The 26,551-nt window shown below is 72.7% G+C and carries 28 protein-coding genes and 1 riboswitch; of the genes, 12 read left to right on the top strand and 16 right to left on the bottom strand.

The genetic code is table 11. The annotated features are described in order from the left end of the window. Nucleotides 1–164 precede the first annotated feature (164 nt). From NUV38_RS10890 to NUV38_RS10870, 5 genes are all read right to left on the bottom strand, one after another. Complete coding sequence (locus NUV38_RS10890) at nucleotides 165–1,514, bottom strand: hypothetical protein (RefSeq protein WP_257729145.1); 1,350 nt, start codon at nucleotides 1,512–1,514, stop codon at nucleotides 165–167. A gap of 18 nt (nucleotides 1,515–1,532) precedes the next feature. Next, nucleotides 1,533–1,976: a hypothetical protein gene (locus NUV38_RS10885; RefSeq protein WP_257729144.1), complete on the bottom strand. Its 444-nt coding sequence runs from the start codon at nucleotides 1,974–1,976 to the stop codon at nucleotides 1,533–1,535. Beyond that, on the bottom strand, nucleotides 1,973–2,209 hold the full coding sequence (locus NUV38_RS10880) for a hypothetical protein (protein WP_257729143.1): 237 nt from the start codon (nucleotides 2,207–2,209) through the stop codon (nucleotides 1,973–1,975). The genes NUV38_RS10885 and NUV38_RS10880 overlap by 4 nt, the downstream gene beginning before the upstream one ends. Beyond that, complete coding sequence (locus tag NUV38_RS10875; protein WP_257729142.1) at nucleotides 2,206–4,086, bottom strand: hypothetical protein; 1,881 nt, start codon at nucleotides 4,084–4,086, stop codon at nucleotides 2,206–2,208. The genes NUV38_RS10880 and NUV38_RS10875 overlap by 4 nt, the downstream gene beginning before the upstream one ends. A 130-nt stretch (nucleotides 4,087–4,216) precedes the next feature. Further along, nucleotides 4,217–4,417, bottom strand: coding sequence for a cold shock domain-containing protein (locus NUV38_RS10870; protein WP_055963570.1), 201 nt, complete (start codon nucleotides 4,415–4,417; stop codon nucleotides 4,217–4,219). 286 nt (nucleotides 4,418–4,703) lie between these two features. On the opposite strand from NUV38_RS10870, the gene NUV38_RS10865 reads away from it, so the two are divergent. Continuing rightward, the gene (locus tag NUV38_RS10865) at nucleotides 4,704–5,108 is read left to right on the top strand and encodes a DUF4870 domain-containing protein (protein ID WP_055963566.1); all 405 of its coding nucleotides are present in this window, start codon (nucleotides 4,704–4,706) and stop codon (nucleotides 5,106–5,108) included. 352 nt (nucleotides 5,109–5,460) lie between these two features. Here NUV38_RS10865 and NUV38_RS10860 read toward each other — a convergent pair whose 3' ends face one another. After that, complete coding sequence (locus tag NUV38_RS10860) at nucleotides 5,461–5,742, bottom strand: ubiquitin-like small modifier protein 1 (RefSeq protein WP_257729141.1); 282 nt, start codon at nucleotides 5,740–5,742, stop codon at nucleotides 5,461–5,463. A 48-nt stretch (nucleotides 5,743–5,790) separates the two neighbouring features. Further along, nucleotides 5,791–7,026: a threonine synthase gene (gene thrC / locus NUV38_RS10855; protein WP_308219685.1), complete on the bottom strand. Its 1,236-nt coding sequence runs from the start codon at nucleotides 7,024–7,026 to the stop codon at nucleotides 5,791–5,793. 118 nt (nucleotides 7,027–7,144) lie between these two features. After that, nucleotides 7,145–7,270, bottom strand: a riboswitch (SAM riboswitch). A gap of 216 nt (nucleotides 7,271–7,486) precedes the next feature. Here thrC and NUV38_RS10850 point away from each other — a divergent pair. Further along, a complete protein-coding gene (locus NUV38_RS10850; RefSeq protein WP_257729140.1) occupies nucleotides 7,487–7,861 on the top strand; it encodes a hypothetical protein in 375 nt (124 codons plus the stop codon). A 42-nt stretch (nucleotides 7,862–7,903) separates the two neighbouring features. On the opposite strand, the gene NUV38_RS10845 is transcribed toward NUV38_RS10850, so the two are convergent. Further along, nucleotides 7,904–8,488, bottom strand: a complete 585-nt coding sequence (locus NUV38_RS10845) for a TetR/AcrR family transcriptional regulator (protein WP_257729139.1) — start codon at nucleotides 8,486–8,488, stop codon at nucleotides 7,904–7,906. 91 nt (nucleotides 8,489–8,579) lie between these two features. Here NUV38_RS10845 and NUV38_RS10840 point away from each other — a divergent pair, with 91 nt between their 5' ends. Further along, complete coding sequence (locus NUV38_RS10840; protein ID WP_257729138.1) at nucleotides 8,580–10,052, top strand: MFS transporter; 1,473 nt, start codon at nucleotides 8,580–8,582, stop codon at nucleotides 10,050–10,052. 7 nt (nucleotides 10,053–10,059) lie between these two features. Here the strand turns inward: NUV38_RS10840 and NUV38_RS10835 are convergent, their stop codons facing one another. From NUV38_RS10835 to NUV38_RS10820, 4 genes are read right to left on the bottom strand one after another with little or no spacing between them, the layout of a single operon-like run. Further along, a complete protein-coding gene (locus NUV38_RS10835; protein WP_257729137.1) occupies nucleotides 10,060–10,509 on the bottom strand; it encodes a hypothetical protein in 450 nt (149 codons plus the stop codon). 29 nt (nucleotides 10,510–10,538) lie between these two features. Then, on the bottom strand, nucleotides 10,539–11,354 hold the full coding sequence (gene otsB, locus NUV38_RS10830) for a trehalose-phosphatase (protein ID WP_257729136.1): 816 nt from the start codon (nucleotides 11,352–11,354) through the stop codon (nucleotides 10,539–10,541). 30 nt (nucleotides 11,355–11,384) lie between these two features. Further along, on the bottom strand, nucleotides 11,385–11,924 hold the full coding sequence (locus tag NUV38_RS10825; RefSeq protein ID WP_257729135.1) for a LytR C-terminal domain-containing protein: 540 nt from the start codon (nucleotides 11,922–11,924) through the stop codon (nucleotides 11,385–11,387). 34 nt (nucleotides 11,925–11,958) lie between these two features. After that, nucleotides 11,959–12,255 (bottom strand): DUF3263 domain-containing protein, encoded by a 297-nt coding sequence (locus tag NUV38_RS10820; protein ID WP_257729134.1) that lies wholly within the window; start codon nucleotides 12,253–12,255, stop codon nucleotides 11,959–11,961. A 74-nt stretch (nucleotides 12,256–12,329) separates the two neighbouring features. Between NUV38_RS10820 and NUV38_RS10815 the strand changes: the two genes are divergently transcribed. Together NUV38_RS10815 and NUV38_RS10810 are read left to right on the top strand one after the other, a co-directional pair. Continuing rightward, nucleotides 12,330–13,391: a Gfo/Idh/MocA family protein gene (locus NUV38_RS10815; protein ID WP_257729133.1), complete on the top strand. Its 1,062-nt coding sequence runs from the start codon at nucleotides 12,330–12,332 to the stop codon at nucleotides 13,389–13,391. A gap of 86 nt (nucleotides 13,392–13,477) precedes the next feature. Next, nucleotides 13,478–14,935 (top strand): trehalose-6-phosphate synthase, encoded by a 1,458-nt coding sequence (locus NUV38_RS10810; protein WP_257729132.1) that lies wholly within the window; start codon nucleotides 13,478–13,480, stop codon nucleotides 14,933–14,935. Nucleotides 14,936–14,947: 12 nt separating this feature from the next. Here the strand turns inward: NUV38_RS10810 and NUV38_RS10805 are convergent, their stop codons facing one another. Further along, on the bottom strand, nucleotides 14,948–15,658 hold the full coding sequence (locus tag NUV38_RS10805; RefSeq protein ID WP_257729131.1) for a GAP family protein: 711 nt from the start codon (nucleotides 15,656–15,658) through the stop codon (nucleotides 14,948–14,950). A gap of 277 nt (nucleotides 15,659–15,935) precedes the next feature. Here NUV38_RS10805 and NUV38_RS10800 point away from each other — a divergent pair, with 277 nt between their 5' ends. Further along, a complete protein-coding gene (locus tag NUV38_RS10800; RefSeq protein WP_257729130.1) occupies nucleotides 15,936–17,267 on the top strand; it encodes an MFS transporter in 1,332 nt (443 codons plus the stop codon). Further along, nucleotides 17,260–18,729, top strand: coding sequence for an aspartate aminotransferase family protein (locus NUV38_RS10795; protein ID WP_257729129.1), 1,470 nt, complete (start codon nucleotides 17,260–17,262; stop codon nucleotides 18,727–18,729). The genes NUV38_RS10800 and NUV38_RS10795 overlap by 8 nt, the downstream gene beginning before the upstream one ends. Nucleotides 18,730–18,778: 49 nt before the next feature. Here the strand turns inward: NUV38_RS10795 and NUV38_RS10790 are convergent, their stop codons facing one another. Continuing rightward, a complete protein-coding gene (locus tag NUV38_RS10790; protein ID WP_257729128.1) occupies nucleotides 18,779–19,924 on the bottom strand; it encodes an ice-binding family protein in 1,146 nt (381 codons plus the stop codon). A gap of 241 nt (nucleotides 19,925–20,165) precedes the next feature. Beyond that, on the bottom strand, nucleotides 20,166–21,374 hold the full coding sequence (locus tag NUV38_RS10785; RefSeq protein WP_257729127.1) for an MFS transporter: 1,209 nt from the start codon (nucleotides 21,372–21,374) through the stop codon (nucleotides 20,166–20,168). A 99-nt stretch (nucleotides 21,375–21,473) separates the two neighbouring features. On the opposite strand from NUV38_RS10785, the gene NUV38_RS10780 reads away from it, so the two are divergent. Then, complete coding sequence (locus NUV38_RS10780) at nucleotides 21,474–22,184, top strand: uracil-DNA glycosylase (RefSeq protein WP_257729126.1); 711 nt, start codon at nucleotides 21,474–21,476, stop codon at nucleotides 22,182–22,184. Continuing rightward, nucleotides 22,181–23,332, top strand: coding sequence for an AI-2E family transporter (locus NUV38_RS10775; RefSeq protein WP_257729125.1), 1,152 nt, complete (start codon nucleotides 22,181–22,183; stop codon nucleotides 23,330–23,332). The genes NUV38_RS10780 and NUV38_RS10775 overlap by 4 nt, the downstream gene beginning before the upstream one ends. A 124-nt stretch (nucleotides 23,333–23,456) precedes the next feature. Here the strand turns inward: NUV38_RS10775 and NUV38_RS10770 are convergent, their stop codons facing one another. Next, complete coding sequence (locus NUV38_RS10770) at nucleotides 23,457–23,747, bottom strand: WhiB family transcriptional regulator (RefSeq protein ID WP_257729124.1); 291 nt, start codon at nucleotides 23,745–23,747, stop codon at nucleotides 23,457–23,459. Between the two features lie 116 nt (nucleotides 23,748–23,863). Here NUV38_RS10770 and NUV38_RS10765 point away from each other — a divergent pair, with 116 nt between their 5' ends. Genes NUV38_RS10765 through NUV38_RS10755 form a run of 3 tightly spaced genes read left to right on the top strand, consistent with a single transcriptional unit; the run spans nucleotide 23,864 to nucleotide 26,550 of the window. Next, a complete protein-coding gene (locus NUV38_RS10765; protein WP_257729123.1) occupies nucleotides 23,864–24,760 on the top strand; it encodes a MerR family transcriptional regulator in 897 nt (298 codons plus the stop codon). A gap of 37 nt (nucleotides 24,761–24,797) precedes the next feature. Next, a complete protein-coding gene (folP, locus tag NUV38_RS10760) occupies nucleotides 24,798–25,664 on the top strand; it encodes a dihydropteroate synthase (RefSeq protein ID WP_257729122.1) in 867 nt (288 codons plus the stop codon). Then, nucleotides 25,657–26,550, top strand: a complete 894-nt coding sequence (locus NUV38_RS10755) for a glucosyl-3-phosphoglycerate synthase (protein ID WP_257729121.1) — start codon at nucleotides 25,657–25,659, stop codon at nucleotides 26,548–26,550. The genes folP and NUV38_RS10755 overlap by 8 nt, the downstream gene beginning before the upstream one ends. Nucleotide 26,551: the final 1 nt, after the last annotated feature.

Raw genomic sequence — 26,551 nt, 5'->3', positions numbered from 1 at the left:
CCGTCGGCCGCGTGCTCCGCGGCCTCGGCCAACCGGTCCTTGCGGGCGATCCACAGCACCGTCGCGACGATCACCACGACGGGGACGAACGCGGGGATGGCCAGCACGGCCACGGGGTGCGTCGTCAGCACCTCTCCCGCGACCGTGGGCTCCATGCGTCGACCCTAGACCGAGAAGAGCAGGTAGATGCCGGTGAACGTGTAGCCGACCATGAGCACGAGCATGGCGAGCTGGCCGGTGAGTCGGTGTGCACGCGGCAGCAGCGCGAGCGCCCGGTCGTGCGCGGCGACGACGGCCACCACGTGCCCGGCCACCACGAACCCGACCTTGTAGACGGCCAGCACGTCCGGGTGCTCGGACAGGAAGTACGAGACCTCCAGCCCGTTGCCGACGCCCAGCAGCTGGAGCAGGTCGATCGCCGCGGCCTGGCCGCGCTCGAGCAGGTAGGTCAGGTAGTGGGCGAAGATGTAGCCCACGACGATCGGCACCAGCGAGTGCGCCATGAGTCCGGGCAGCGCCCGGCGCTCGCGTGGCGTGACCCCGCCCGTGGCCACCGACGCCGCGACGAACGCCACGGCGACCACGACGCAGAACAGCAGCAGCACCAGCGACGCCGTGAGCGTGGAGTGCGAGCCCGACTGCCACCGCTCGGACGCCGAGAAGCTGTCGAAGGCCGTGGACCCCAGCAGCACCGCGATCGCGGCCACCAGCCCGGGCGCGACGGGCAGCAGCGGCAGCGAGCGCAACGGGTTGTGGGGATCGAACCTGCGGTCGCGCACCAGCGGGGCGAGGCGCGCCACGAACGCGCTGTAGACGTCGAACGGGTCGGCACGGTCGAACCAGCGCGGGCCGAGCAACACCCCGCCCAACACCGTGACGACCACGTAGCCGGCCACCCAGGTGCGCACCGTGGTCACGTCGCCGGCGTCGGGCGAGACCAGCTCGAGCCAGACGAAGGCGAACAGCCCCACCGCCGCGGGCCAGTACCCCCAGCCCTCGCGGTAGGCCACGAAGCCCTCCGGACGACCGGTGGCGCGACCCACCAGCCACTGCAGCGAGCGCCACGGCGACAGGTCCTTCCACACGTGCCCGGCGAGCAGCGCCAGCGGCACCAGACCCACCCACACGAGGATGTAGAAGGCGGCGATCCCCGGGTTGGTCGCGTCGTCGGGTCCGAGGTAGAGCGCCCCGAGGAACCACACCGTCAGCACCAGGCCGAGCACCGCCAGCCACGGACGGCGCGGCGGCTCTGAATTTTCTGCCGCCCCCGGCCCGGCACCCCCGCCGGCGCTCATCGCCGCCCCCGGCCCGGCACCCCCGCCGGGGCTCACCGCCGCCCCCGGCCCGGCGGTGGCAGGACCGGGCTGGAGCCGCGGCTCCTTCCACGCGAACGCCAGCACGGCGAAGGAGATGGTGAGCGCCCACGACGCACCGACGATCGCGTAGAGGAACGGGATCGGCAGGTCCGTCGAGCCGCCGACGCCGTGCATCGGCAGCGGCAGCACGGCTCCCACGAACGGATCGAGCACGGGTCAGGGCCGGACGACGAGCTGCACGATCACGGCGTGGGTGGCGTGCGACTCCACCGCCACCTGGCCGGGTCGGTCGATCGTGAACGTCCTCGACGTCTCGTCGCCGGCCTCGACGTCGATGCTCACCTCCGGGTCGGAGTGCACGTGGACCTCGTCGGCGACCTCGGCCGTGACGTTCAGCGTGATCGGCTCCCCGACCTTCACCTCCACCCGCTCGCCCTGCGGCTCGGGCCCGTCGGCGGTGAGGGTGACGTCGACGACCACTCCGGGGTCGGCACTCGCCTCGGCACTCGCGGCGGCGGACGGCGAGGCGCTCGTGCTGCTCGGGGCAGCACTGGGGGTGTCCGTGCCCGGGCCCGGTTCCCCGCACCCGGCGAGCAGCAGCCCGGCCGCCACGGTCGTCACCAGGGCGGCGGTCAGCCGCGCGGTCGGAGTCGTCCTCATGTCGGGTTCCTCTCCTCCCCGTCCTCGGGGGTCTCGCGGTCGTCGGGCTCGAAGGCCCGGTCGATCAGGTCTCGTTCGCGCTGCTCGTCCTGGCGGTCCTTGCGGGCGATGTAGAGCACCACCCCCACCACCACGATCGCCGGCACGAAGGCCGGGATCGCGACGAGCGCGGCGTGGTGCGCCCACAGCACCTCGCCGTGGGCCACCCCGAGGACCGCAGGGTCGGGGGTCACGCCGTCCCGGCTCCGCTCCCCTGGTCCAGGCCCGAGCCGCCGCCCGGGCCCTGCTCCAGCTCGTCGCGCCGACGGCGTCCCTCCCGGGCGATGGCCCCGGAGACACGCGCCACGGCCACGCTGATGCCGGCCAGGATCGCGAGGCTGCAGACCAGGACGACGAGGTTGGCCACGCCCCACATCCACGGCGAGGTGTCGAGCTCGCGCTCACGCTGCAGGATCTCGATCTCCGGGACGAACTCGCGGGTCATCTGCGACTCGACCGGGACCTCCTCGGCCCCGAGCGCCTCGTCGGCCGGGAGGAAGATCGGCGCGGCGGTGAGCATGCGGCCGTCCTGCACACGCAGCAGCGTCTTCCAGGTGCCGCCGATCGGCATGGGCTCGGTGGTCTCCCACGAGTCGGGGCCGGTGCGCCTGAGCGACTGCGTGACGACGCCGGCGCCGCCGCCCTGCCACGCGGTGATCTGCACCCACGTCGGGTTCTCGTCGACGAGTCCCTCGGTGGTGGTGACCTCGACCATGATCTCGGGCTGGGCCTCCGTGCCGACCTGCTGGACGGCGAACGTGGCCTCGGCGTTCTCGGGCACCGTGGCGTTGAGTCCGTTGCCGACGGCCACCGACGTGACGACGATCGACCCGACCACGATCGACCGGCCCACCCAGCGGTTGCTCGGCAGACGGCCGTCGAGGCCCATCGCGAACAGGGCACCGCACAGACCGGCGCCGAGGGCCACGGGCACCACGGTCACCAGGCTCTCGAGCCAGATGTCCTGCGGCCACGGGAACTGGAAGACGGCGTCGTTCCAGAACTTCTCGATGACGGTGCCGACGGTGCCGATCAGCAGACCGCCGACGGCGCCGAACACGAGGGGCTTGTCCTTCAGGCGGCTGAGTGCCAGCAGCTCGATGATCAGGGCGCTGCCGAGGTAGAGCGGGAACACGTGCGACGCCTGGCCGAAGACGTCACCCACGATGAACGAGACGACGCCGCGCGTGATGACGAAGAAGAACGCCGCGAACAGGGCCGCGCCCGGACCGGCGTACAGCCGCGCGGCCACCAGGGTCAGTGCGGCAGCCGCCGCGATCATCAGCGGCGCGAACACCATGCGGAACTGCGCGATGCCGAAGTCGAACTCGGCCTGGAAGACCGACAGGCCGATGAGCAGACCGCCGAAGGCCATCGAGAGGGTCAGCTTGTGCAGCATGCGCGCGCCGTGGTTGTCGGCCGAGCGCTTCCACTCCTCGGAGAACTCGGCCTCGCGGTGCAGCAGGATGATGCCGGCCGTCGAGAGTCCGGCGCCGCCGATCAGCATGAGGTGCGTCGGTCCCCAGAGCGTGACGTCCTGGCCGAACAGGCGGTGCCACACGTCGTCGAGCGGGAAGCCGATCAGGGCGTAGAACCCGCACGCGGCGATGAAGATGCCGGCGACGGGGGCGTACCAGCTGCGGGTGATCCGCACCGAGGCGATGCCGGGGCGCTGGCCGTCGCGCGGGAACACGATCGCGCTCATGCCGGCGATGAACAGGGCGAAGAGCCCGTACAGGATCAGGTAGTGGGCGGGGTTCGCGAGCGGACCCTCGTCGCGTCCGCGACCGGCGTGCAGGCTCACGTCCCACAGGAACCCGAGCAGGGCGACGACGAGGGAGCTGGCCACGAACAGGGAGGGGATGGAGGCCCAGCCGGGCTCGCCGGTGCGCTCGTGGAGACGGTCACCGAGGGCCTGGAACCACTCGATGCGGTGGGTGCGGTGGGCCCAGGCGATGGCGACGAGGACCGCGGTCACGAGGCCGGCCCCGACGCTCAGTCCGATGACCTGGTCGAGGGCCGCTCCGCCCACGGGGGCAGGCTCTGCGGCGACGAGGATGGCGGGGAACATTCCGGGAGTATGTCAGCGCGCCATGTGACACCGCAAGTGTCAGATGAGGTGCGTCACACCCGGGTGCTCGACGTGGACAAGCCACTGGTGCGCGTGGTCACGACGGGCAGCGACGGCACCCGTCACCGGGTCAGTGCCCGACGACCTCCTGGGCCTCGCGACCCTTGGGGCCGTCGACCACCTCGAGCTCGACCGCCTGGCCGTCCTCGAGCGTCTTGTAGCCGTCGGACTTGATCTTGGACCAGTGGACGAAGACGTCACCCTGGCCCTCGACCTCGATGAAGCCGTAGCCCTTGTCGGCGTTGAACCACTTGACGGTGCCCTGCACCATGACGAACTCCCACCTGGTGACGCGATCGAACCACCTGCCCGGACCGATCTGACGCCGAGCCTATACGCGCCGGTCGCGCCGCAGAAGAGCGCGGTTCACCCGCTGGTCACCCAGCGCCTCGCCGGGCGTCCTCCCGACCGACTTCCCGGCCGTGGAGACCACCCTCGGGATGGACCCCGATCGACCCTGACCGCACCCTGGCCGCACCCCGGGAACGGGGTGCGCGGCTCGGTCGGCGTGCTTCAGTGGAGGCACACACCGACACCGATCGAGGAGCTGGACTCTCATGACCGCCTACCCCCACGAGCCCGCGCCCGGCCAGGGCACCGGGCAGGGCGAGCCCCTGTCCGACGACACCCAGCGGAGCATCGGCGTCATCGTGCACGCCGTGCCGGCGGCCGCCCTCGTGCTGAGCGCGGGCACCCTCGGCTTCGTCGCGTCCCTCGTCATCTACCTGGTCTACAAGGACCGGGGCGAGTACGCCCGCCGCCAGGCGGCCAACTCGCTCAACGTCCAGATCACCACGGGCATCCTGCTGCTGCTCTCGCTGCCCCTCATGCTCGTGCTGATCGGCTTCGTCACGTACGGGATCGTCATCGTCTGGGCCGTGGTGCTGCACGTCGTCGGCGCGGTGCGCGCCAGCAACGGCGAGTGGTGGAACCCGCCCCTCACCCCCCGCTTCGTCCGCTGACGCGGCTGGAGATTCCCAGGTCGACCTGGGAATCTCCGGCCACGCACGAGTTCCTCACGCCCGCACGGCTTGTTCTCCGTGCGGGCGTGAGGTTTCCCTGCGCCTGTTCGCCCCTGCGGCTGCGGTGCGTCGACGTCGCGTCGACCCTCGGCTACGTCGACCGCTGGTCGAGTAGCCGGTCCGGCGACGGAGGAGCTCGGGACGGCGTATCGAGACCACCCGGCAACGGCTCGGCGTTGCCGCACACGACGGCCGGGTCCGACCCCTCACCAGGTCTCGATACAGCGGGATCGGCTTCGCCGAGAGACCACTCGACCCGCCAGATCCGCTCGGGCGCGGGGCGCCCTCGGGATCAGGCGCAGCCGCCGGCGACCGCGGGGATGATGCTGATCTGCGCGCCGTCCTTCACCGGGGTCTCGAGGCCCTGGGCGAAGCGCACGTCCTCCTCGGCCACGTACACGTTCACGAATCGGCGGAGCTTGCCGTCCTCGTCGACGATGCGGGCCTTGATGCCGGCGTAGGACGACTCCAGCGAGTCGAGCACCTCGGCGAGCGTCGCGCCCTCGGCCTCGACCTTGGAGGAGTCGCCGGTGTAGCTGCGCAGGATGGTGGGGATGCGGACGGACACGGACACGGTGGTCTCCAGTCGATCGAGGGGTGAGGGGCGGGAGCGGTCGTCGGCTCAGGCGAGGCCGGAGGCGACGAACGCGTCGTACGTGGGGGCGATCGTCGCGGCCGGGCCGACGCGGCCCGAGACGGCGTCGAGGGTCTTGAGACCGTGACCGGTGTTGATGAACACCGTCTCGAGGTCCGGGTCGAGCTGCCCGGTCTCGACGAGCTTCTTCAGGACGGCCAGCGTCGTGCCGCCGGCGGTCTCGGTGAAGATGCCCTCGGTGCGCGCCAGGAGCACGATCGCATCGCGGATCTCGTCGTCGCTGACCTGCTCGACGGCGCCGCCGGTGGCCCGCGCGATGTCGAGCACGTAGATGCCGTCGGCGGGGTTGCCGATGGCGAGGGACTTGGCGATCGTGTCGGGCTTGACCGGGCGGATCGCGTCGTGGCCCTCGGCGAACGCCGTGGCCACCGGGTTGCAGCCCTGCGCCTGGGCGCCGAAGACCTTGTAGGGCTTGTCCTCGACGAGGCCGAGGTCGATGAGCTCCTTGAACGCCTTGTGCACCTTGGTCAGCTGCGAGCCGGAGGCCACCGGGATGACGATCTGGTCGGGCAGGCGCCAGCCCAGCTGCTCGGCGATCTCGTAGCCCAGCGTCTTGGAGCCCTCGGCGTAGAACGGTCGCACGTTGACGTTGACGAACGCCCAGCCGTCCTCCTCGCCGGCGATCTCGCTGGCGAGCTTGTTGACGTCGTCGTAGTTGCCCTCGACGGCGACGAGGTTGTCGGTGAAGACGGCCGAGTTCACCTGCTTGGGCGTCTCGAGGTTGCTCGGGATGAACACGACCGTGCGGATGCCGGCGCGGGCCCCGGCGGCGGCCACGGCGTTCGCGAGGTTGCCGGTCGACGGGCACGCGAAGACCTTCGCGCCCAGCTCGGTGGCCGCGCTCAGGGCGCACGCGACGACGCGGTCCTTGAAGGAGTTGGTGGGGTTGGTGCTGTCGTCCTTGACCCAGAGCTTCGTGAGCCCCAGCTCGCCGGCGAGGTTGCGCGCCTCGAGCAGCCGGGTGAAGCCGGGCTCGGTGTTTGGGCTGGACTCGATGTCGTCGGGCACCGGCAGGAGTGCCTTGTAGCGCCAGATGTTGCGCGGGCCGCTCTCGATCTGCTCGCGCGTGACGGTGCCGAAGTCGTAGTCGACCTCGAGCGGACCGAAACAGTCGTCGCAGGCGTAGTGCGGGCCGAGCGGTCGCGTGGCGCCGCACTCGCGGCAGACCAGCCCGGTGGCGGACCCGAAGGCGCCGTCGCGCAGCGCACCGCGCTGGGTGACCTCGGACTGCTCGACCTCGGACTGGGCCACCTCGGACGGGGCGGCGCCGGGCGCCGCGGACGTGGTGGACGGGGCGGTGGTGATGCTCACGAAAGCCTCCTGGTCATCTTTCCCGACCTCTCTGGTCGGGACGGAATGAGCACCTGGCTCCGGTGTCCTGGACGGACGGTGGAGCTGGTTGCTGGGGCGTCGTCGGGCCGTGTCCCTGTACCCCTCTGGATGAGCAGGTCCAGCGTAGGCAGGCGTCTCACCATGTGTCCAATTGGTCCGCGATGCGAGACGCGGGTGTCCACGGAGCGGGCGTCCACAGATCGCGCCGCAGGCGAGCACACCCTCCGCAGTCGTCCACAGCCGTCGCGCGGCTGGGCGCCGCGCCGGCCACCGGCGCCATGTCCCGTCGACCGCGCCGGACCGTCCGGCGCCGACCCCGGAGGACCCCACCATGTCGCTCACCACCGACTCGCGCCGCACCCGCCTCACCCTGCTCGTCGCCGCGCCGACGCTCGCCGTCACCGCCGGACTGCTGAGCAGTGCCGCTCTCGCCGACCCGCCGCCCGGCCGGCTCCACCTGCCGGGTCACACGATCGTGGCCGTCGAGGGTGATGCCGACAACGGCTTCAGCGTGTTCCGGCTGGACGGCAGCAGCGAGCACCCGCCGACGCTGTCGGAGTCGACGGCGGAGTGCCACGAGCACGACGACCCCACCGAGGTCGCGGTGTGCGTGGCCGAGGTCGAGACCCGCTTCGAGGGCCTCGCCGACGTGCAGCTCAGCCTGCGCTGGAGCGCAGGACGGCGAGGGGGCCACGACGCTCGGTGAACCGGGCGATCCCGTGGACCCGAGCTCGGCCCACGAGCAGGCCTACGAGGCCTCGGTGAGCGAGTCGGCGACGTCGCCGAACACGCAGTCGGTGAGGGCCAGCAGCGCGGGGTCGCCCGCCACGTGCTCCGGGGCGCCGATGGCCAGCATCACGTTGATGAGCATGCCGTGGGCCACGAAGTCGCGGGCCCGGTCGTCGTCGATCCCGGCGCCACGGACGACCTGGAAGATCTCGGTCATGCGCGACCGCGCGAACGCCCCGATCTCGGGGTCGGTGGCGGCGGCGAACCCGTGGACCATGAGCTGCAGGGCGTCGCGGTCGCGCAGGACCAGGTCGGCGTAGGCCTGGCCGAGCGGCGAGAGGCCCTCCTCGGAGTCGGGGTCGATGACCTGCGTGGCGATGACGTGCTCGAAGGCGTCGATGATGCGACGCGTCGCGCGGTCGAACACCTCCACGAACAGCTCGAGCTTGGTGCCGAAGATCCGCACGACGTAGGGCTGCGAGACGCCGGCCTCCTTCGCCACCGCGTCGGTACTGGTGCCGGCGTAGCCCGTCCGGGCGAAGGCGCGGGTGGCGGCCTCGAGCACGAGCTCGCGGCGGGCGTCGGCACTCATCCGGGGGGTCATGGTTGACAGGTTATCACTCGATTACTTACAGTCGTCCGCAAGTAATCATTCGATGCCTTCCAGACCCGGCATCCTCCCCAGGAGCACGCCCATGACCACCGACACCCTCGACTCCCCGGCCTCGGCCCCGCCGCCCACGAGCCCGCCCTCGGCGAGCCGCTCGTCCGCACGCCGACGCACGGCGCTCGCCCTCACGGCGGCCTCGTTGCCGATGTTCATGGCCACCCTCGACAACCTGGTCATGACGAGCGCCCTGCCGGTCGTGCAGTCCGACCTGGGCGCCACCGACACCCAGCTGTCGTGGTTCATGAACGCCTACACGCTGCCGTTCGCGACGTTCATGCTCGCGCTGGCCGCCGTGGGCGACCGCCTCGGACGACGACGCGTGATGCTGGCCGGCATCGGCGTCTTCACGCTCGGCTCCGTGGCCGCCGCGCTGAGCGGGTCGGCCGAGGCACTCATCGCGGCACGGGCCCTCCAGGGCGTCGGCGCCGCGGCGATCGTGCCGCTGTCGCTGACGCTCCTCGTCGCCGCCGTGCCCCCCGCGGCGAGGGCCGCGGCGATCGGCATCTGGAGCGGCGTGGCCGGGCTGGGTGTGGCCGTCGGCCCCGTGATCGGCGGTGCCGTGGTCGAGGGGCTCAGCTGGCAGGCCATCTTCTGGATCAACGTCCCCGTGGCCCTGGTCGCCGTGCCGCTGCTCCTGCTCGCCACCCCGGAGTCGCGCAGCTCCGCACCCGGCCGCACCGACGTCGTGGGCACGCTCCTGCTCGGCGGCGCGGTCTTCGCGGGGGTCTGGGGCATCGTCCACGGCAACGACGACGGCTGGTCGTCCGCCGGTGTCGTCGGCACGCTCGTGGCCGCCTCGATCCTCGCGCTCGGGTACCTGACGTGGGCCGCGCGACTCGACCGCTCCACCCGCCCGGGTGACGACGCCGTCCTGCCGCTGCGCCTGTTCCGCCGCCGCGCCTTCAGCGCGGCGAACGTCATCGGCCTCATGTTCAGCCTCGGCATGTTCGGCAGCGTGTTCCTGCTGTCGCAGTACCTGCAGGTCGTACAGGGCTACTCGCCGCTCGAGGCCGGCCTGCGCACGCTCCCCTGGACCGCCGCACCCATGGTGGTCGCCCCGATCGCCGGGGCCCTCGTCCCCCGTCTGGGCGCCCGGTCGCTGCTGGTCGTCGGGCTCTCCCTGCAGACCGCGTCCCTCGTGTGGTTCGCGTCGGTCGTCGAGAGCTGGTCGGGCTACGGGGACCTGGTGGTCCCGCTGGTCCTGGCCGGCGTCGGCATGGGCCTGACGTTCGCTCCCATGTCGACCGCCGTGCTCGACGGGCTGCCCGACGACGACCTCGCGATCGCCAGCTCGGCCAACAACACCGTCCGCGAGTTCGGCGTGGCGCTCGGGATCGCGGTCATCGTCGCCGTCTTCCAGGGTGCCGGGGGCTCGATCTCGCCCCAGGGCTACGACGGGGCGATCGGCCCGTCGTTGCTCGCCGCCGCCGGCGCCGTCGGAGTGGCCCTGGTCGCCGCGCTGTTCGTCCCGGGTCGACCGGACCCGTCTGCGGCCTGAGTCCGGCTCACCGCCCGTGCCGACGCCGACGCCGCGTCGTCACGGGCGGGTATCCGCCGTCGTCCAGGCCCGCGAGCCGCTCGAACGGGTTGTAGGACGAGTGGTCGCCCGCCACCGCCCAGGAGAACCCGGCCGCCAGCAGGTAGAGCGGCACCATGACCGGACCGACCAGCCAGGCGTACTGGGTGACGTGCCGGTCCTCGTGCTGCAGGAGCCGGGGCCGGTCGCGCAGCCAGACGTGGTCGTGGGTGCTCACCACCACGGAGCCGAGCGTGAAGGCACTCGCCACCGGGAAGCGCCAGCGGTAGCCGCCCGCCAGGTAGGTGCCGCGCCCGTTCCGCTCGATCGTGGCACCGCCCAGCCGCGCGACCGCGAGGCCGGCCGGCGTGCTCAGGTTGGCCCAGTTCAGCACCGTCCGGACGCGCGTCCACACCGTGTGCGGCGGGAGCGGGCTCATCGGACTGGGTGACGGCACGCCATCTCGACTCACCCGTCGAGGGCGTCGGCCCAGGCCGTGAGCCACGCGGCGACGCCGTCGGGGCCGGGCAGCACCACGTCGGAGCGACTCACGAGGGCGTCCTGCTCGCCCGACGCCGACGCCACCAGGACGCCGTCGCCACCGCTGTGGCGCAGGTGCTCCACCGCCTCGAAGGCCGGCAGGTCGCCCAGGTCGTCGCCGACGTAGACGACCCGCCGCAGGCCGGTCGACTCCACGAGGTCGCGCAGCGCGACCCCCTTGTCGGTCGCGTGACCACGCAGCTCGAGCACCTGACGGCCCGGTTCGACCTCGAGGTCCAGGTCCGCGGCGAGCGCCCGGAGCGGCCCGTCGAGCTCGTGGATGAGGTCCGCGTCGATGCCCCGCGTGTGGATCGCCACCGCCAGGCCCTTGTCCTCGATGCGCACGTGACCCGCGTCGTGGTCGGCGAGCCACCGAGGGAGCATCGCCGCCAGCCGCTCCACGGAGTCCGGCCGGTCGGGACGCTCGAGCACGTCGTCCTCGGCGTCCCACCGCTCGGCGCCGTACTGGCCGCAGATCACGAGCCGCTCGAGGCCCGGAAGCCCACGGAACCCGCTCAGGGTCAGCGCCTGGTCGACCGGGCGTCCGGTGACGATCGCGACCTGCCCCAGCACGTGGCCCAGGCGGGCGACGGCCGTGACGGCGTCGGGGTGCGCGAAGGCCCGGGTCGGGTCGTCGACGACGTGCGCGAGGGTGCCGTCGAAGTCCAGCCCGAGCAGGATCTGTCGAGGGTCGACGAGCAGCGACGCCGGGACGTCGGGCGTGGGGTGGTCTGCCGCGGGCACCCGAGCATCATGGCAGCCGCGGGGCGCGGCTCAGGAGACGGGACCGACCAGCACGATCGTGAGCCGCTGGCCGCTCATCCCGTTGACGATCGGGGCCACGGCCTGGATGCCGAGGTCGTCGGCCAGCTGCCTCGCCTGCGCCTCGCGGCCCTGCGGGTAGTGCACGGTGTTGGCCGCGGAGTAGCCGCGCCAGTTGCCCACCGCGCCGACGGTCCAGCCCTCGGCGGTGACCCGCTGCCCGACCGTGCGCGCCAGGCCCTGGGTGCGCGAGGCGTTGAGGACGGACACCTGGACCGACGTCCGGTCGACCGCGGGCTCGGGCTCGCTGGTCTCGGTGGGCTCGGGCTCCGGCGTCTCGCTGGGCTCCGGCTCGGTCGTCCCGGTGGGCTCCGGCGTGGGGGTGGCGGACGGCTCGGAAGCAGCCGGGCTCGAGCTGGCCGACGCGACCGGGGCGCCGTCGTCGTCGGGGCCGGTGACCACAAGCCAGGCGAGCCAGGCTCCAGCCAGCACGACGACCCCGCCGACCGCGAGCAGCGCCCAGGTGGGCAGCACGAGAGCCCGGCGGGTCACCGTGCGGCGGTGGTCGGACACCCGCGACCGCGACTCAGAGATCGATGCCGAGGCGGCGCGCCGAGCGACTGCGCTGACGCTGAGCGCGCAGACGACGCAGGCGCTTGACCAGCAGCGGGTCGAAGGCGAGGGCGTCGTCGCTGTCGATGAGGGCGTTCAGCAGCTGGTAGTACCGCGTGGCGGACATGTCGAACTTCTCGCGGATGGCCTGCTCCTTGGCCCCGGCGAACTGCCACCACAGGCGCTCCATCGACAGCATCTCGAGGTCGCGCTCGGTCAACGTGCTGCCCGGACGTGCCGGGTCGTGGCTCGACTGCTCCACTGCGCTCATGGCGTCACCCTAACCCAGGAATGACAGTGGTGTCATTCGCTTCGGCGGACTGCTGCTCTGGTATGCGTGGAGGCATGGCCGAGACATCCAGCACGACCCAGTCCAGCAGTGAGCCGCAGGCCACCGCGGCCGTCCCCGCCGACCGCCCGCTGCGCTGGGGCATCCTCGCCACCGGACGCGTCGCCGGCAGCTTCGCACGGGACCTGGCCCTGCTGCCCGACCACGAGGTGGTGGCCGCGGGCTCGCGCGACCGGACGCGGGCCCAGGCCTTCCTCGACGAGCACGCCACGTCGACGGCCCGCGCGTACGGGAGCTACGACGAGCTCGTGGCCGACCCCGACGTCGACGTCGTCTACGTCGCGAGCCCGCACAGCCGCCACCTCGAGGACGCCCTGCTGTGCCTCGACGCCGGCAAGCCGGTGCTGTGCGAGAAGGCCATGACGCTGGACGTGGCGAGCGGGCGCGAGCTCGTCGCCCGCGCGCGCGAGACGGGGCTGTTCCTGGCCGAGGCGATGTGGATGCGTACGAACCCGGTCATCCGTGAGGTGAAGCGTCTCGTGGACTCCGGCGCGATCGGGGAGGTCGGCGAGCTCAGGGCGGCCCTCGGGTTCGCGGCCAGCCCGGACGTCACGCGCCTGTGGGACCCCGAGCTCGGGGCCAGCGCACTGCTGGACATCGGCATCTACCCGCTCACCTTCGCCCACGTGATGCTCGGCCACCCGCACACCGTCACCGCCGCCGGCGCACTGCACGCGCGCGGCTTCGACGTGGCCGGAGGGGCCACGTTGGTGCACGAGGCACGAGGGCCCGGTGGCCACCGGCCCGTCTCGAGCATCGCGTGGACGCAGCTGGCTCAGTCCGACAGCACCGCATCGATCGCCGGCACGGACGGCCGGATCGAGATCGAGGGGCGCTTCCACCACCCCACGTCCTTCACGCTCGTGCGTGGCGACGACCGCGAGCGGATCGACGTGCCCGTCACCGGACGCGGGTACGCCCACGAGGCCGAGGAGGTCGCGGCCTGCCTGCGGGCCGGACGGACCGCGTCGGCGCTGCTGCCGCTCGAGGCCACCCTGCAGATCCAGGAGCTGATGGACACGATCCTCGAGCAGATCGGCACGGACGCCCACCGCTGACCGGCCCGGCCCGGCCGGCGCTGACCGGCCCGGCCCCACCGGCGCGGTCGACGGGCGCGGTCCCGCCGCTCGCCTAGGGTGGAGCCATGGCGGCAACGGCGGACTTCGTGGTGATCGCCAACCGGTTGCCCGTGGACCGGGTGGTCCAGCCCGACGGCAGCACCACCTGGCGCACCTCCCCCGGCGGCCTGGTCACCGCGCTCGAGCCCGTGATGCGCCGCAACGGCGGAGCCTGGATCGGGTGGCACGGCGCTCCCGACGAGAAGCTGCGGACGTTCGAGCACGACGGCATCACGCTCGTCCCGGTGCACCTCACGAGCCAGGAGTACGAGGAGTACTACGAGGGCTTCTCCAACGGCACGCTCTGGCCGCTCTACCACGACGTCGTCGCCCCGCCGGAGTTCCACCGCGAGTGGTGGGACTCCTACGTCGAGGTGAACCGACGCTTCGCCAAGCGGGCCGCGAAGGTCGCGCGCAGGAACGCCGTGGTGTGGGTGCAGGACTACCAGCTGCAGCTCGTGCCGCAGATGCTCCGCGAGCTCCGCCCCGACCTGCGCATCGGCTTCTTCCTGCACATCCCGTTCCCGCCGAACGAGCTGTTCCAGCAGCTGCCGTGGCGTCGCTCGATCCTCGAGGGCCTGCTCGGCGCCGACCTCGTCGGCTTCCAGCTGCCCGGCGCGGCCCAGAACTTCGTGCGGCTCGTGCGGCAGCGCGTCGGCAACAAGACCCATCGCGACACGGTCTACCTCGACGACGGCCGGATCGTGACGGCCCGCGCCTACCCGATCTCCATCGACTCCGCCGGCTTCGAGGAGATGGCGCGACGTCCGGAGGTGGCGGCCCGCGCCGAGGAGATCCGCGAGAGCCTCGGCAACCCGCGCTGCGTGCTGCTCGGCATCGACCGCCTCGACTACACCAAGGGTCTGCGGCAGCGGCTCCGTGCCTTCGGCGAGCTCATCACCGAGGGGTCCGTCGACGTCGAGGACGCGGTGTTCGTGCAGGTGGCCACGCCGTCGCGCGAGCGCGTGGGCCAGTACAAGATCCTGCGCGACGACATCGACCGCCTGGTCGGTCGCATCAACGGCGACGTCGGCCGCATCGGCGCCCAGCCGATCACCTACCTGCACGCGTCGTACCCGCGCGAGGAGATGGCCGCGCTCTACCGGGCCGCCGACGTCATGGTCGTGACGCCGCTGCGTGACGGCATGAATCTGGTGGCCAAGGAGTACGTGGCCTGCCGCTACGATGACGATGGCGCGCTGGTGCTCAGCGAGTTCGCCGGCGCGGCGGCCGAGCTGCGGCACGCCTACCGGGTCAACCCGTACGACATCAACGGCCTCAAGGAGGCCCTGGTCGAGGCCATGCAGGCGCCCGAGAAGGAGCGACAACGCCGCATGAAGGCCATGCGCAAGCAGGTGGTCGAGAACGACATCGACACCTGGGCCAACAGCTTCCTCGACGACCTGCGCAACGTCCGGCGCACGCACGACAAGACGCCCCGGCCCGCGCGGAGCAACCCCGAGACGAGCACGCGTCGGCGCTGACGGTCCGGCGGTCTACCCGCCGGTGAGCCGCTGCAGCGCGTCGGCCGCCACGAAGAAGCCGACGATGCCGACCACCCAGCTCATCATCGAGCCCGTGCGCGCCGACATCCAGGCGTCGACCCGCTCGAGCCACGGCTCCACCAGTCGGGAGGCCGCGACCCGGAGCACCAGGAGGACGAGGGCCGGCAGCACCATGACGAGCACGTAGCCCACGAGCACGAGCAGCTGGACGGGACGGTCGACGTCGGCACGCGAGAGCAGCCCCATGGCGGCCAGGTACGGGAGCATCGTCGCGACCTCGAGCACCGTGGCCACCAGCGCGATGCCCATGGTCGTGCGCACGGGGACGCCGTCGCCCTGCAGCGCCGCACGCCACCGTCGAGCCCGAGGGCTCGGCCCCTCCTGCTCCTTGGCCTTCCTCTCGATGCGGAAGCTCCAGAGGAACAGCCCCACGCCCACCACGAGCTGGGCGATCGTGAGCGGCCGGTTGTCCGCGAGGGCCCCGCCGACGTCGGACGCCGCGTCCACCGCGACGTCGATGCCGAGGAGCAGCAGGGCCCCGACCGCGTAGTAGAAGACCACGACGGTGCCGAGGAACAGCAGCACCCGGCCCGGCCGCACCCGTGGCGCGAGCAGCATCCAGAGCGGGATGAGCAGCGTGCCGAAGCTGGTGCTGTCGACCAGCGCGAGGCCGGCCAGGCCCGCGAGCTCCGCCCACGTCATGCGTTCCCCCTCCCGCGCGCCAGGTCGCGCGTCCGTCCCACGCCGACCGTGCCACATCGCGTCGCGTCACGTCATCTCGCCCGCCCTCCCGCCGCGCGAGCCGAGTCCGCGCGCCCTGCACGGATGATCTGAGGCACGAAGATCTCACACCCGCACGGAGAGCGACCCGGGCATCCGTGAGGAACCCGTGCTCCGTGCCGGATTCCCAGGTCGACCTGGGAATCGCCGAGACGCCGCGGGGCCGCCGGTGGCCCCGGCCTCGCCTACCGTGACGCTCATGACGTCGACGCCCCTGCCCCCGCGGGTCCGGCGCGGCTACGCGCTCGGCAGCGTGGCGACGGGCACCTTCGGCACGGTCCCGGGGCTGCTGCTCCTGCCGTACCTCACCGACACGCTCGGCATCGCCGCCGTCGTCGCCGCGGTGATCGTCTTCCTCCCGAAGGCGTGGGACGTGGTGCTCAACCCGATCGCCGGGCGCATCAGTGACGCCTCGTCGCACCCCCAGGGCCGACGTCGGCCCTTCCTGCTGCGGGGCGGGCTGCTGCTGGCGGTGTTCTTCGCGCTGATGTTCGCCGGGCCCACCGAGCCCACGGTGCTGGCCGGCGCCTGGGTCGTGGTGATGTTCCTGGGCTGTGCGAGTGCGTACGCGTTCTTCCAGGTGCCGTACGTGGCGATGCCCGCGGAGATGACGTCGGACTACACCGAGCGCACGCGCCTGATGACGTGGCGGGTCGCGGTGCTGGCGCTCGCGATCCTGCTCTCCGGCGCCACGGCTCCGATGGTGGTCGACGCCGTGGGCGACGGCGACTCCGACGCCGCGGGGTACCGCGTCATGGGCGTCTACGTCGCGGTGCTGCTGGTGCTCGGCGTCGTCGGAGCGTGGCGCGGCACCCGCGACGCGCCCCAGCTCGACGTCGCGCCACCGTCAGGCGGCCTGCGCGAGCAGCTCGCCCTCGTGTCCGGCGACCGCGACTTCCGTGCGCTGCTCGGCTGCTTCGTGCTCCAGGCCCTCGGCATCGGCGCCATGCTCGCCGGCGTCGCCTACGTGGCGGACGAGCTGTTCGACTCCGCCGCCGCCTCGACGTTCCTGTTCGCCTCGTTCGTGGGCCCGGCCCTGCTCGTCACCCCGCTCTGGGAGCGGCTGTTCGCCCGGCGCGGCAAGCGTGCCGGGTACACCGTCGCCACGCTGCTGCTCGTCGTCGGAGCTCTCGGCCTGCTCGCCGCCCGCGACGCCACGGCCCTCGTCGTCTACCCCGCCGCCGCCCTGGTGGGCATCGGCTACGCCGGCGCCCAGGTGTTCCCCATGGCCATGCTGCCCGACGTCGCGGCCCGCGACGCCCGCCGCAGCGGGCAGAACCGCGTCGGCGTGTACACCGGCGTCTGGACCGCGGGCGAGACCCTCGGCCTCGCGCTCGGGCCGGGCCTGTTCGCCCTGGTGCTCGCCGTCGGCGGGTACGTGTCGTCGACCGGCGGGCAGGACGTCGCGCAGCCCGACTCGGCGCTCACCGCGATCACCCTGGGGTTCTCGCTGGTCCCCGCCGCGATCATCGCGCTCAGCCTCCTGCTGCTGCGTCGCTACCGCCTCGACGAGGAGCTCCACCATGGCTAGCGAAGAACCAGGATCGCCCGCTGCGGCAGGCCACAGCCGCCCCCGGCCCGGCACCTCGGCCGAGGTCCTCGCCGAGCTCGAGGAGCTGCGGTCCGGCGACCTGCCCACGCACGGTGGCCGCACCCTCGCCTACGTCTACGACTCGGGCATCGCCGAGGCGGACGAGCTCGGCCGCCGGGCGCTCGCGATGTACGGCGCGACGAACGGGCTCGACCCCACCGCGTTCCCGAGCCTGCTGCGCATGGAGCGCGACCTCGTGACCTTCGCGCGGGACGCGCTGCACGGACCCCCCGAGACGGTCGGCACCGTCACGTCGGGCGGCACCGAGTCGATCCTGCTCGCGGTCAAGGCCGCGCGCGACGCCTCGCCCGTCGACCAGCCCGCCATGGTCGTGCCCACCACCATCCACGCCGCGTTCCACAAGGCCGCCCACTACTTCGGGGTGGAGCTCGTGGCGGTCGACGTCGACGCGCGGACGCGCCGCGCCGACGTCGGCGCGATGGTCGAGGCGATCGACCGGCTCGGCGCCCGCGTGGTGCTCGTGGCCGTGTCGGCACCCTCCTACGCCCACGGCGTCGTCGACCCCGTCCCCGAGATCGCCGCGGAGACGTCGGCGCGAGGCCTGCGGCTGCACGTGGACGCCTGCATCGGCGGCTGGGTGCTCCCGTGGGTGGACGACGCCCCGGCGTGGGACCTGGCGGTGCCCGGCGTCACCAGCGTCTCGGTGGACCTGCACAAGTACGCCTATGCACCCAAGGGCGTCTCGCTGCTGCTGTTCGCCGACCCTGCTCCCCGCCGGGCGCAGTTCTACGCGAGCGCCGACTGGCCCGGCTACACGATGCTCAACTCCACCGTGCAGTCCACCAAGTCCGGCGGTCCCTTGGCTGCGGCGTGGGCCGTGGTCCGCTACCTCGGTGCCGACGGCTACGCCCGGCTCGTGCGCCGGACGGTCGACGCCACCCGGGCGCTCGCCGACGGCATCGCCGCCATCGACCACCTGCACGTGGTGGTGCCGCCGGACTCGACGCTGCTGTGCGTCGGCGCCGACGACGCGCTCGACGTGTTCACCCTGAGCGACCGCATGCTCGCCCGCGGCTGGTTCGTCCAGCCGCAGATGTCCTGGCGCGACGAGCCGGCGACGCTCCACCTGACCATGTGCGCCGCCACCGCTCCGCAGGTGCCGCAGCTGCTGGCGGACCTCGCCGCCGCGACGGCCGACGCGGTCGCCGCCGGCCCGGTGACGGTCGACGCCGAGCTGCGCGCCGTGGCCGAGTCCCTCGACCCGGCCACGCTGGACGACGCGACCTTCGACCTGCTCCTGCAGACCGCAGGTCTCGGCGACGGCAGCGGCGAGGTGTCCGTGCCGCAGGAGATGGCGCCGGTGAACGCCCTGCTCGACGTCGCGCCCCCGCGCCTGCGCGAGGCCCTGCTCGTCGCGTTCCTGGACCGCCTCACCCGCTGACGTCGAACCGGCTGCGCGCCGGCCACCGCGTCACGGCCGAGGGGGTGGGTCAGCGGACGTGGGTCGGCCGGTACCGCCGACGCGTGACGAGGACCGCCCCGGCCACCAGGCTGGTGGCACCGAGCAGCACGGCCCACAGGCTCTGTCCACCGGTGTCGGGCAGGTCGGGGCTCGCGGTCGTCCCGCCGCCCGTGGTGTCGCTGTCGGCGGAGCCCCCACCGGTCGCGTCGGCGTCCGTGCCGCTGTCGGCGTCGCCGGCCGCCGTGTCGGCGTCGCTGCCGCCGGCGTCGGTGTCCGTGCCGTCGGCGTCGGTGTCGCTGCCGTCCACGTCGGTGCCCGTGCCGTCGGCGTCGGCGTCCGTGCCGTCGGCGTCGGCGTCGGCGTCGTCGTCGACCGCCTGCTCGCACCCGGGGCTGGTGATGGTGTTGTTGATCAGGGTGACCTCGCCGTTGCGAGCGAGCAGACGACCCTCGAAGGTCGCGCCGCTCTCGGCCGAGATCGAGGTGAGGGCCATGACGGTGCCGACGAAGTCGGTCCCGGCACCGAACGTCGCGGACGACCCGACCTGCCAGAAGACGTTGCACGCCTGCGCACCACCGGTCAGCACGACGCTGCTGTCGCTGGCCGTGATGAGGGTCGAGCCTTCGGACCCACCGCTGCGCGTCTTGATGACGAACACCGAGTCCGAGGCGCTGCCGTCGTCGTTGCCACCGTCGAGGGTCAGGGTGCCCGTGAGCCCGAGTGTCGCGTTCTGGTAGATGCCGGCCGTCAACGTCTTGCCGCCGAGCTCGGTCTCGTCCAGGTCCGGCTCGGCCAGCTCGTTCGAGTCCGCCGCGTCGAGGTAGGCGGCGACGAGATCGTCCTTCGCCGTGATCATGATCGACTCGTCGCCCGGATTCAGGTCGCTGCGACGGATCTCGCCGTCCACCTGCGTCTCGAGGAGCCCGGTCACCGCGGGGGTCTCGTAGGACCCGACGTCACCCTCGACCGTCGTGCCGGCCCCGACGTTGGAGATGCCGCTGCCGGCCAGCACGCCGAACTGCGACGTCGTCGCGAGGCCGACCGGGGTGCCGGCGTCCGCGGCCTGGGCGGGGAGCCCGGAGCCGTAGAACACCGCGAGCGTGGCGAGTGCGGCGGTGCCGGCGACGGCGATCGGGATCCTGGGATCGCGCCGAACGGCAGAGAACATGGTCATGAGCGCTCCTCCTGAGGCCGACCACGATGGTCGGGCAACATCAGGTGGCGTCTCACATCCCTGAGCTGGTGGCCAGGTCTCCCTGCCGCCTCGTCTCCTGAGGACCCTCAGTCTCACACGGATCCGGCCGGCGGCACGACGAACTCGAGCATTGCTCCCACATCCACCTGCACCTCAGGTGCGGTGGTCCGGCCCAGGACGAGGTCGGACGGTGGCTGCGCCGGGGGTTGGACCTACGGCGTCAGGGACGCGCCGCGCCTCCACCGCGCCGTGCACGGAAGGCGAGGGACAGCACCAACGCCAGTGCGGTGGCGGTGACGGTCACCGCGAAGGCCGGGGTGTGACCGCCGAGGTCGGCGAGTCGGCCCGCCACCGTCGAGCCGAGCGCGTACCCGATGCCCGTGGCGCCGGCGAGCAGCGTCATGGCGGTCCCGACGCGCTCGGGCTCGACCACCGATCCCGCCATCGCGAAGTTGCTGATCATGTACGGCGCCACCGCGAAGCCCAGCAGGGCGATCACGGCGACGAGCTGTCCGATGGTCTGCACCAGGAGAAGGGGCACCGACAGGACGAGCAGCGCGGACGCGGAGGCGACCATCCGCGTCGGGTAGCCGATGCGCTCGGGCAGGGCGGCGATCGCGAGGCCGGCGATCGCGCTGCCGACGCCGAGCGTCGCGTGGATGAGACCGGCCTGGCCGGGCTCGCCCGCGGCGGTGGCCAGCACGGTCGACCCCGTCTGCGTGGCTCCGAACAGCATCCCGATCAGCATCTGGGCGAGAGCGAGCACCACCAGGACCCCGGTGATCACGGGCGCGTCGGACCGGACGGCGCCCGGCTCGGGTCGGGTGAGTGCGGCGGTGGGGTGGAGCGCGAACCACGACCCGAAGGCCACCAGCAGACCCGCAGCCACCAGCAGCGCATCGCCCGGGGCCACCACGACCGCCAGCAGCCCGACCGTGGCGGGGCCGAGCACGAAGGAGACCTCGTCGGCCGCTCCCTCGTAGGAGAACGCAGCGTCGATGAGCCGGCGCTGGTCGGGGGCGCGACGGGTGATCGGCTGCCACCGCACGCGAGCCAGCGGACCGATCTGGGGCGTGGCCAACCCGGCCAGGGCCGCCACGACGATGATGGCGGCAGGCGACGCGTCGGACTGCGTCGTCCACACGATCGCCGCGAGTCCTGCTCCTCCGGCCCACGACTGGGCGAGCACGACGGGACGCTGACCGATGCGGTCCGCCAGCGACCCGAAGAACGGCGCACCGACGGCGTTCGCCACGGCGAGGGCACCGGCGGCCGCACCGCCGAGCGCGTAGCGACCCGTGGCCCCGCTGACGAGGAGCAGCGTGCCCATCTGGCTCATGGCAAGCGGAACTCGCCCGAGGAAGGCTACGACGACGTAGGCGGGCCCGACGATCCGCAGCAGCGTGCGGTACGCGGTGATGGCTGACACTGCGCCCCAGAGTCTAGGGCCCGCCCGTCACCGATCGCCATCGCCCTCACGAGGTCGCCGGACGGGCGACCACCTCCCGATCCTGCCTAGGGTGGAGCCATGCCCAGGCCGCTGCACGAGCTCGTCGCACCCGACTGGGCCGAGGCGCTGGCACCGGTCGCCGACGACGTGGCCCGGATGGGCGAGCTCCTGAGAGCCGAGACCGACGCCGGCCGGCCGTGGCTGCCCCACGGCGACGCGATCCTGCGGGCGTTCCGGGAACCGCTCGCCGACGTGAAGGTGCTCGTCGCCGGCCAGGACCCCTACCCGACACCCGGCCACGCCATGGGCCTGTCCTTCTCCGTGCACCCGGACGTGCGACCCCTTCCCCGGAGCCTCGCCAACATCTACACCGAGCTCGAGGCCGACCTGGGCATCCCCCGCGCGACCCACGGCGACCTGACGGCGTGGTCCGAGCAGGGTGTCCTGCTCCTCAACCGGGTGCTGACCGTGGGCGCCGGCGCCCCGGCCAGCCACCGCGGGATGGGCTGGGAGCGCGTCACGGAGCAGGCGATCCGGGCGCTCGTGGCCCGCGACCGACCGCTCGTCGCGGTGCTCTGGGGGCGGGACGCCCAGAACCTGCAGCCCCTGCTGGGCGACACCCCCGTGGTCGCGAGCGCTCACCCGAGCCCCCTCTCGGCCTCGCGCGGGTTCTTCGGCTCGCGGCCGTTCAGCCGCGTCGACGCGCACCTCGACGAGCTCGGCAGCACCCCGGTCGACTGGCGGGTCCCGCCGATCCCACCGGCTGCTGCACCTACGCTTCACGAATGAGCACTCCGACCGTCCGCGACCGCGCCGTGGTCATCGACCAGGCGTTCGCCGTCCTCCAGCGGTGGGGGCTGCGCCTCGTGGTGCTGGCCGCCGCCGTCTACGTGCTCGGCTGGATCGTCGGGCACCTCTGGATGGTGTTCTTCCCGCTGTCGCTGGCCCTGCTCGTGGCCACCGTCCTGGCGCCCCCGGTCAGCTGGCTGCGTCGTCACAGGGTGCCGAGCGGACTGGCCGCGGCGCTGGTCATGCTCGGATTCATCGCGGCGATCGTCGGTGCGTTCGCCGTGCTCACGCCCCAGGTCGCAGGTCAGGCGCCGGCCATCGCGTCGCAGGCCTCGGACGGACTGCAGCGGGTGCGCGACTGGCTCACCGACGGGCCGCTCCAGCTCTCCGACGGCCAGATCACCCGGGCCATCAGCGCCGTGCAGGACAAGCTGCAGGAGAGCGCCGCGGCCATCAGCTCGGGCATCTTCTCGACGTTGAGCGCCGCGACGAACGCCGTGATCAACCTGGTGCTGGTCCTGATGCTCACGTTCTTCTTCATCAAGGACGGCCACCGCTTCCTCCCGTGGCTGGCCACGCTGGGCGGCCGCCGGGCCGGCGAGCACGCGACCGAGCTGCTCGGCCGCACCTGGAACACCCTGGGCGGGTTCATCCGCACCCAGACCCTCGTGGCCTTCATCGACGCCCTCATCATCGGCATCGGCCTGGCGATCCTCGGCGTGCCGCTCGCGATCCCGCTGGCGGTGATCACGTTCTTCGGCGGCTATATCCCGATCGTCGGCGCCTTCGTCAGCGGCATCCTGGCGGTGCTCGTGACGCTGGTGACGAACGACTTCAAGGCCGCCGTGATCGCCGCGCTCATCGTGCTCGGCGTGCAGCAGCTCGAGGGAAACGTCCTGTCGCCCTGGCTGCAGGGCAAGAACATGAACCTGCACGCCGGGGTCGTGCTGCTGTCGGTCACGGCCGGCGGCACCCTGTTCGGGATCACGGGCGCGTTCCTCGCCGTGCCGGTCGCGGCGACCGCCGCCGTGCTGCTGCGCTACGTCAACGAGCAGATCGACGACGGCGTGGACCCCGAGGCTCCGCCCGAGGACTCCCACGCCGCGGCACTGCTGGCCGAGGGCAAGGTCGCCGACGACGTCGACTGACGACTCGGTGGACGGCGCGCCCCCGTGCCGTCAATGCCCCCAGGACGCCGAAGAGCCGACCCCGCAGTGTGGGGTCGGCTCGTCAGTGCTGCCTGGTCGTGCCCGCGTGCGGGGCGCGGGGGCGTCAGGCGGAGACGCTGGAGGAGTGCTGCAGGATCGCGGTGCGCTCGTGCTCGGTGAGTCCGCCCCACACGCCGTAGGGCTCACGCGCGGCGAGGGCGTGCTCGCGGCACTCGGTGATCACGGGGCAGGTGCCGCAGACGGCCTTGGCCGCCGCCTCGCGGTCACGACGCCGCGATCCGCGCTCGGCGTCGGGCGAGAAGAACCGCGCCGACTCCAGGCCCTGGCACGCGCCCTGGTACTGCCACTCGTAGACCTCCTGCAGCGGAAGCGGCAGGTTCTTGAGGTTCGCCATGATGGGCTCCTTGGCTGCATGGGGAGTGAGATCGGAGGTCGATCTCGGGGTTGTTCAGAACGTACCCCGAACTTGTTCACCTTGGCAAGCGGGTGAACAAGTTCTATAGTGGAGGCATGACACCGCCCGATCCGAGCACCGCACAGCGGCAGGAGATCCTCCTGTCCGTCGGTGAGGTCGCGGCTCGTCTCGGGGTGCCCGCCTCCACGTTGCGCACGTGGGAGCGTCGGTACGAGCTCGGCCCCACCGCCCGGAGCGGCGGCGGTCACCGCCGCTACGACGCCACCGACGTCGAGCGCCTGGAGCGCATGAACCTGCTCATCAGCAGTGGCCTCGGGCCCGCGGCCGCGGCGCGCGCCGCGCTCAGCGGCGACCCGGTCGAGGTCGACGGCGACGCCGCCGACTTCGGCGACGCCATCGTGGCCGCCACCCGCGCGTACGACGCCGAGGGCCTGCGCACGTTGTTCACCCGCAAGCTCGAGGACCTCGGCACCCTCCACGCGTGGAGCGACCACATCGCGCCGAGCATGCGCCGCATCGGCGACGAGTGGTACCAGGGCAACATCGGCGTCGACGGCGAGCACCTCGTCAGCGACGCGCTGCACACCGCCCTGCGGGCGCGCTTCGCCGCCCGACGGCTCCGCCACCAGGACCACCGCCCGGTGCTGCTGGCCTGCGCCGAGGACGAGCACCACGTCCTGCCCCTGCTCGCCCTGCAGTGCGCCCTCGCCGAGGAAGGCGTCGGCTGCCACATGCTCGGCCAGCGCACGCCGTTCAGCGCCATCTCGGCCATGACCCTGCGACTCCGACCTGCGGCCGTGTTCCTCTGGGCCTCGATCGTGCACTTCGACGTGGGCGCCCTGTCGTCGGTCGTCGACGCTGCCGGCGACGAGTCCGAGCTGATCCTCGGCGGGCCGGGGTGGAGCGTCGACAACCTCCAGGTCGCAACCGACCTGGCCGACGCCGTCGCGGCCGTGAAGAACGCCATCGCCTTGCACCCCGTCGACGCGTGACCGGCGCCCCTCCCACCGTTCTGACACGATTGACGACGTGGCCGACCTGACCTTCCGCGGACGCCGCGTCGTGCAGGACCGGGCCCTCGTGATGGCGATCGTCAACCGCACGCCCGACTCCTTCTACGACCGCGGCGCCACGTACGACCCCGCCGTCGCGCTCGACGCCGTCCGACGCGCGGTCGACGACGGCGCCGACGTCGTCGACATCGGGGGCGTGAAGGCCGGCCCGGGCGATGCGGTCGACGCGGCCGAGGAGGTGCGGCGCACCATCCCGTTCATCGAGGCGGTGCGCGAGACCGCGCCCCACGTCGTCATCAGCATCGACACGTGGCGCGCCGAGGTGGCCGACGCCGCCGCAGCAGCCGGCGCCGACCTGCTCAACGACACGTGGGCCGGGCACGACCCCGACGTCGTGGCCGTGGCCGCCCGGCACGGTCTCGGCTACGTCTGCTCCCACACGGGCGGGGCGCTCCCCCGCACCCGGCCCCACCGCGTCCGCTACGACGACGTCGTGGCCGACGTCGTCGCCACGACCACCCGGGCGGCGGAGGCCGCGGTCGAGGCCGGCGTCCCGCGCGAGGGCGTGCTGGTGGACCCGACCCACGACTTCGGCAAGAACACGTTCCACAGCCTCGAGCTGGTGCGCCGCGCCGACACGCTCGTCGCCACCGGCTGGCCGGTCCTCATGGCCCTGTCGCGCAAGGACTTCGTGGGCGAGACGCTCGGGCTCGGGCCCGACGACAGGCTGGAGGGCACGCTCGCGGCCACGGCCCTGACCGCTGCCGCCGGGTGCGCCATGTTCCGCACCCACGACGTGACGGCCACTCGGCGCGTGCTGGAGATGACCGCCACGCTGCGCGGTGAGCGACCGCCGACCCGGGCGGTGCGCGGCCTTGCCTGACCTGCAGCCCTGGTTCGCCACCCACACCCACGCCGCGTCCGCGCCGCTCGGCGACCTGGTGGCGGCCAAGCGTGGACGCCGCGTCGGCGTGGTGCTGCCCGCCCGCGACGAGGCCGCGACGATCGGCGAGATCGTGCGACGCGTCCGCACAGCCTGGTGCGACCTGGTGCCGCTCGTCGACGAGGTGGTCGTGGTCGACTCCCGCTCCAGCGACGACACCGCCGCCGCAGCACGCGAGGCCGGTGCCGTCGTCGTGACCGCCGAGGACCCCGATCCGACGTTCGACGGCGGCAAGGGGTCGGCCATGCGCACCGGCATGGCCCACCTGACGAGCGACGTCGGCGTCTTCCTCGACGCCGACGTGCGCGGCTTCGACCCCGCCTTCGTGGCACGCCTCGTCGGCCCCCTGCTCACCGACCCCTCGCTCGTGCTCGTGAAGGCGTTCTACGACCGTCCGACGCACGACGGCGGGGGTGGACGGGTGACCGAGCTGGCCGCGCGGCCCGAGATCGCGCGACGCGCACCCGAGCTGGCCGGCTTCGTGCAGCCGCTCGCCGGGGAGTGCGCGTTCGCCCTCGACGCGTTCGTCGACCTGCCCGTGGTCAGCGGCTACGGCGTCGACGTCGGCATGCTGCTGCAGGCGATGCGCAAGCACGGCCTCGACGCGACGGCCCAGGCCGACCTGGGCCGCCGCGAGCACGACCACCAGGACCTGCACGCCCTCGGCAGGATGGCCCTGCAGGTGCGCGCCGCGTTCGACCTGGTGCTCGAGGACCGCCACGTCGTGGTCGACGAGCGCTGGGTGCCCGGTCGTGACGTCGACGGCGCCGCGACCCTGGAGGCCGAGCGGGTGGAGACGCGCCTGCTCCCCCCGCCCGGCGCCTGAG

It is taken from the genome of Aeromicrobium sp. 50.2.37, assembly GCF_024655735.1.
Taxonomy (GTDB): Bacteria; Actinomycetota; Actinomycetes; order Propionibacteriales; family Nocardioidaceae; genus Aeromicrobium.
This window is presented reverse-complemented; position numbering and strand designations above follow the sequence as displayed.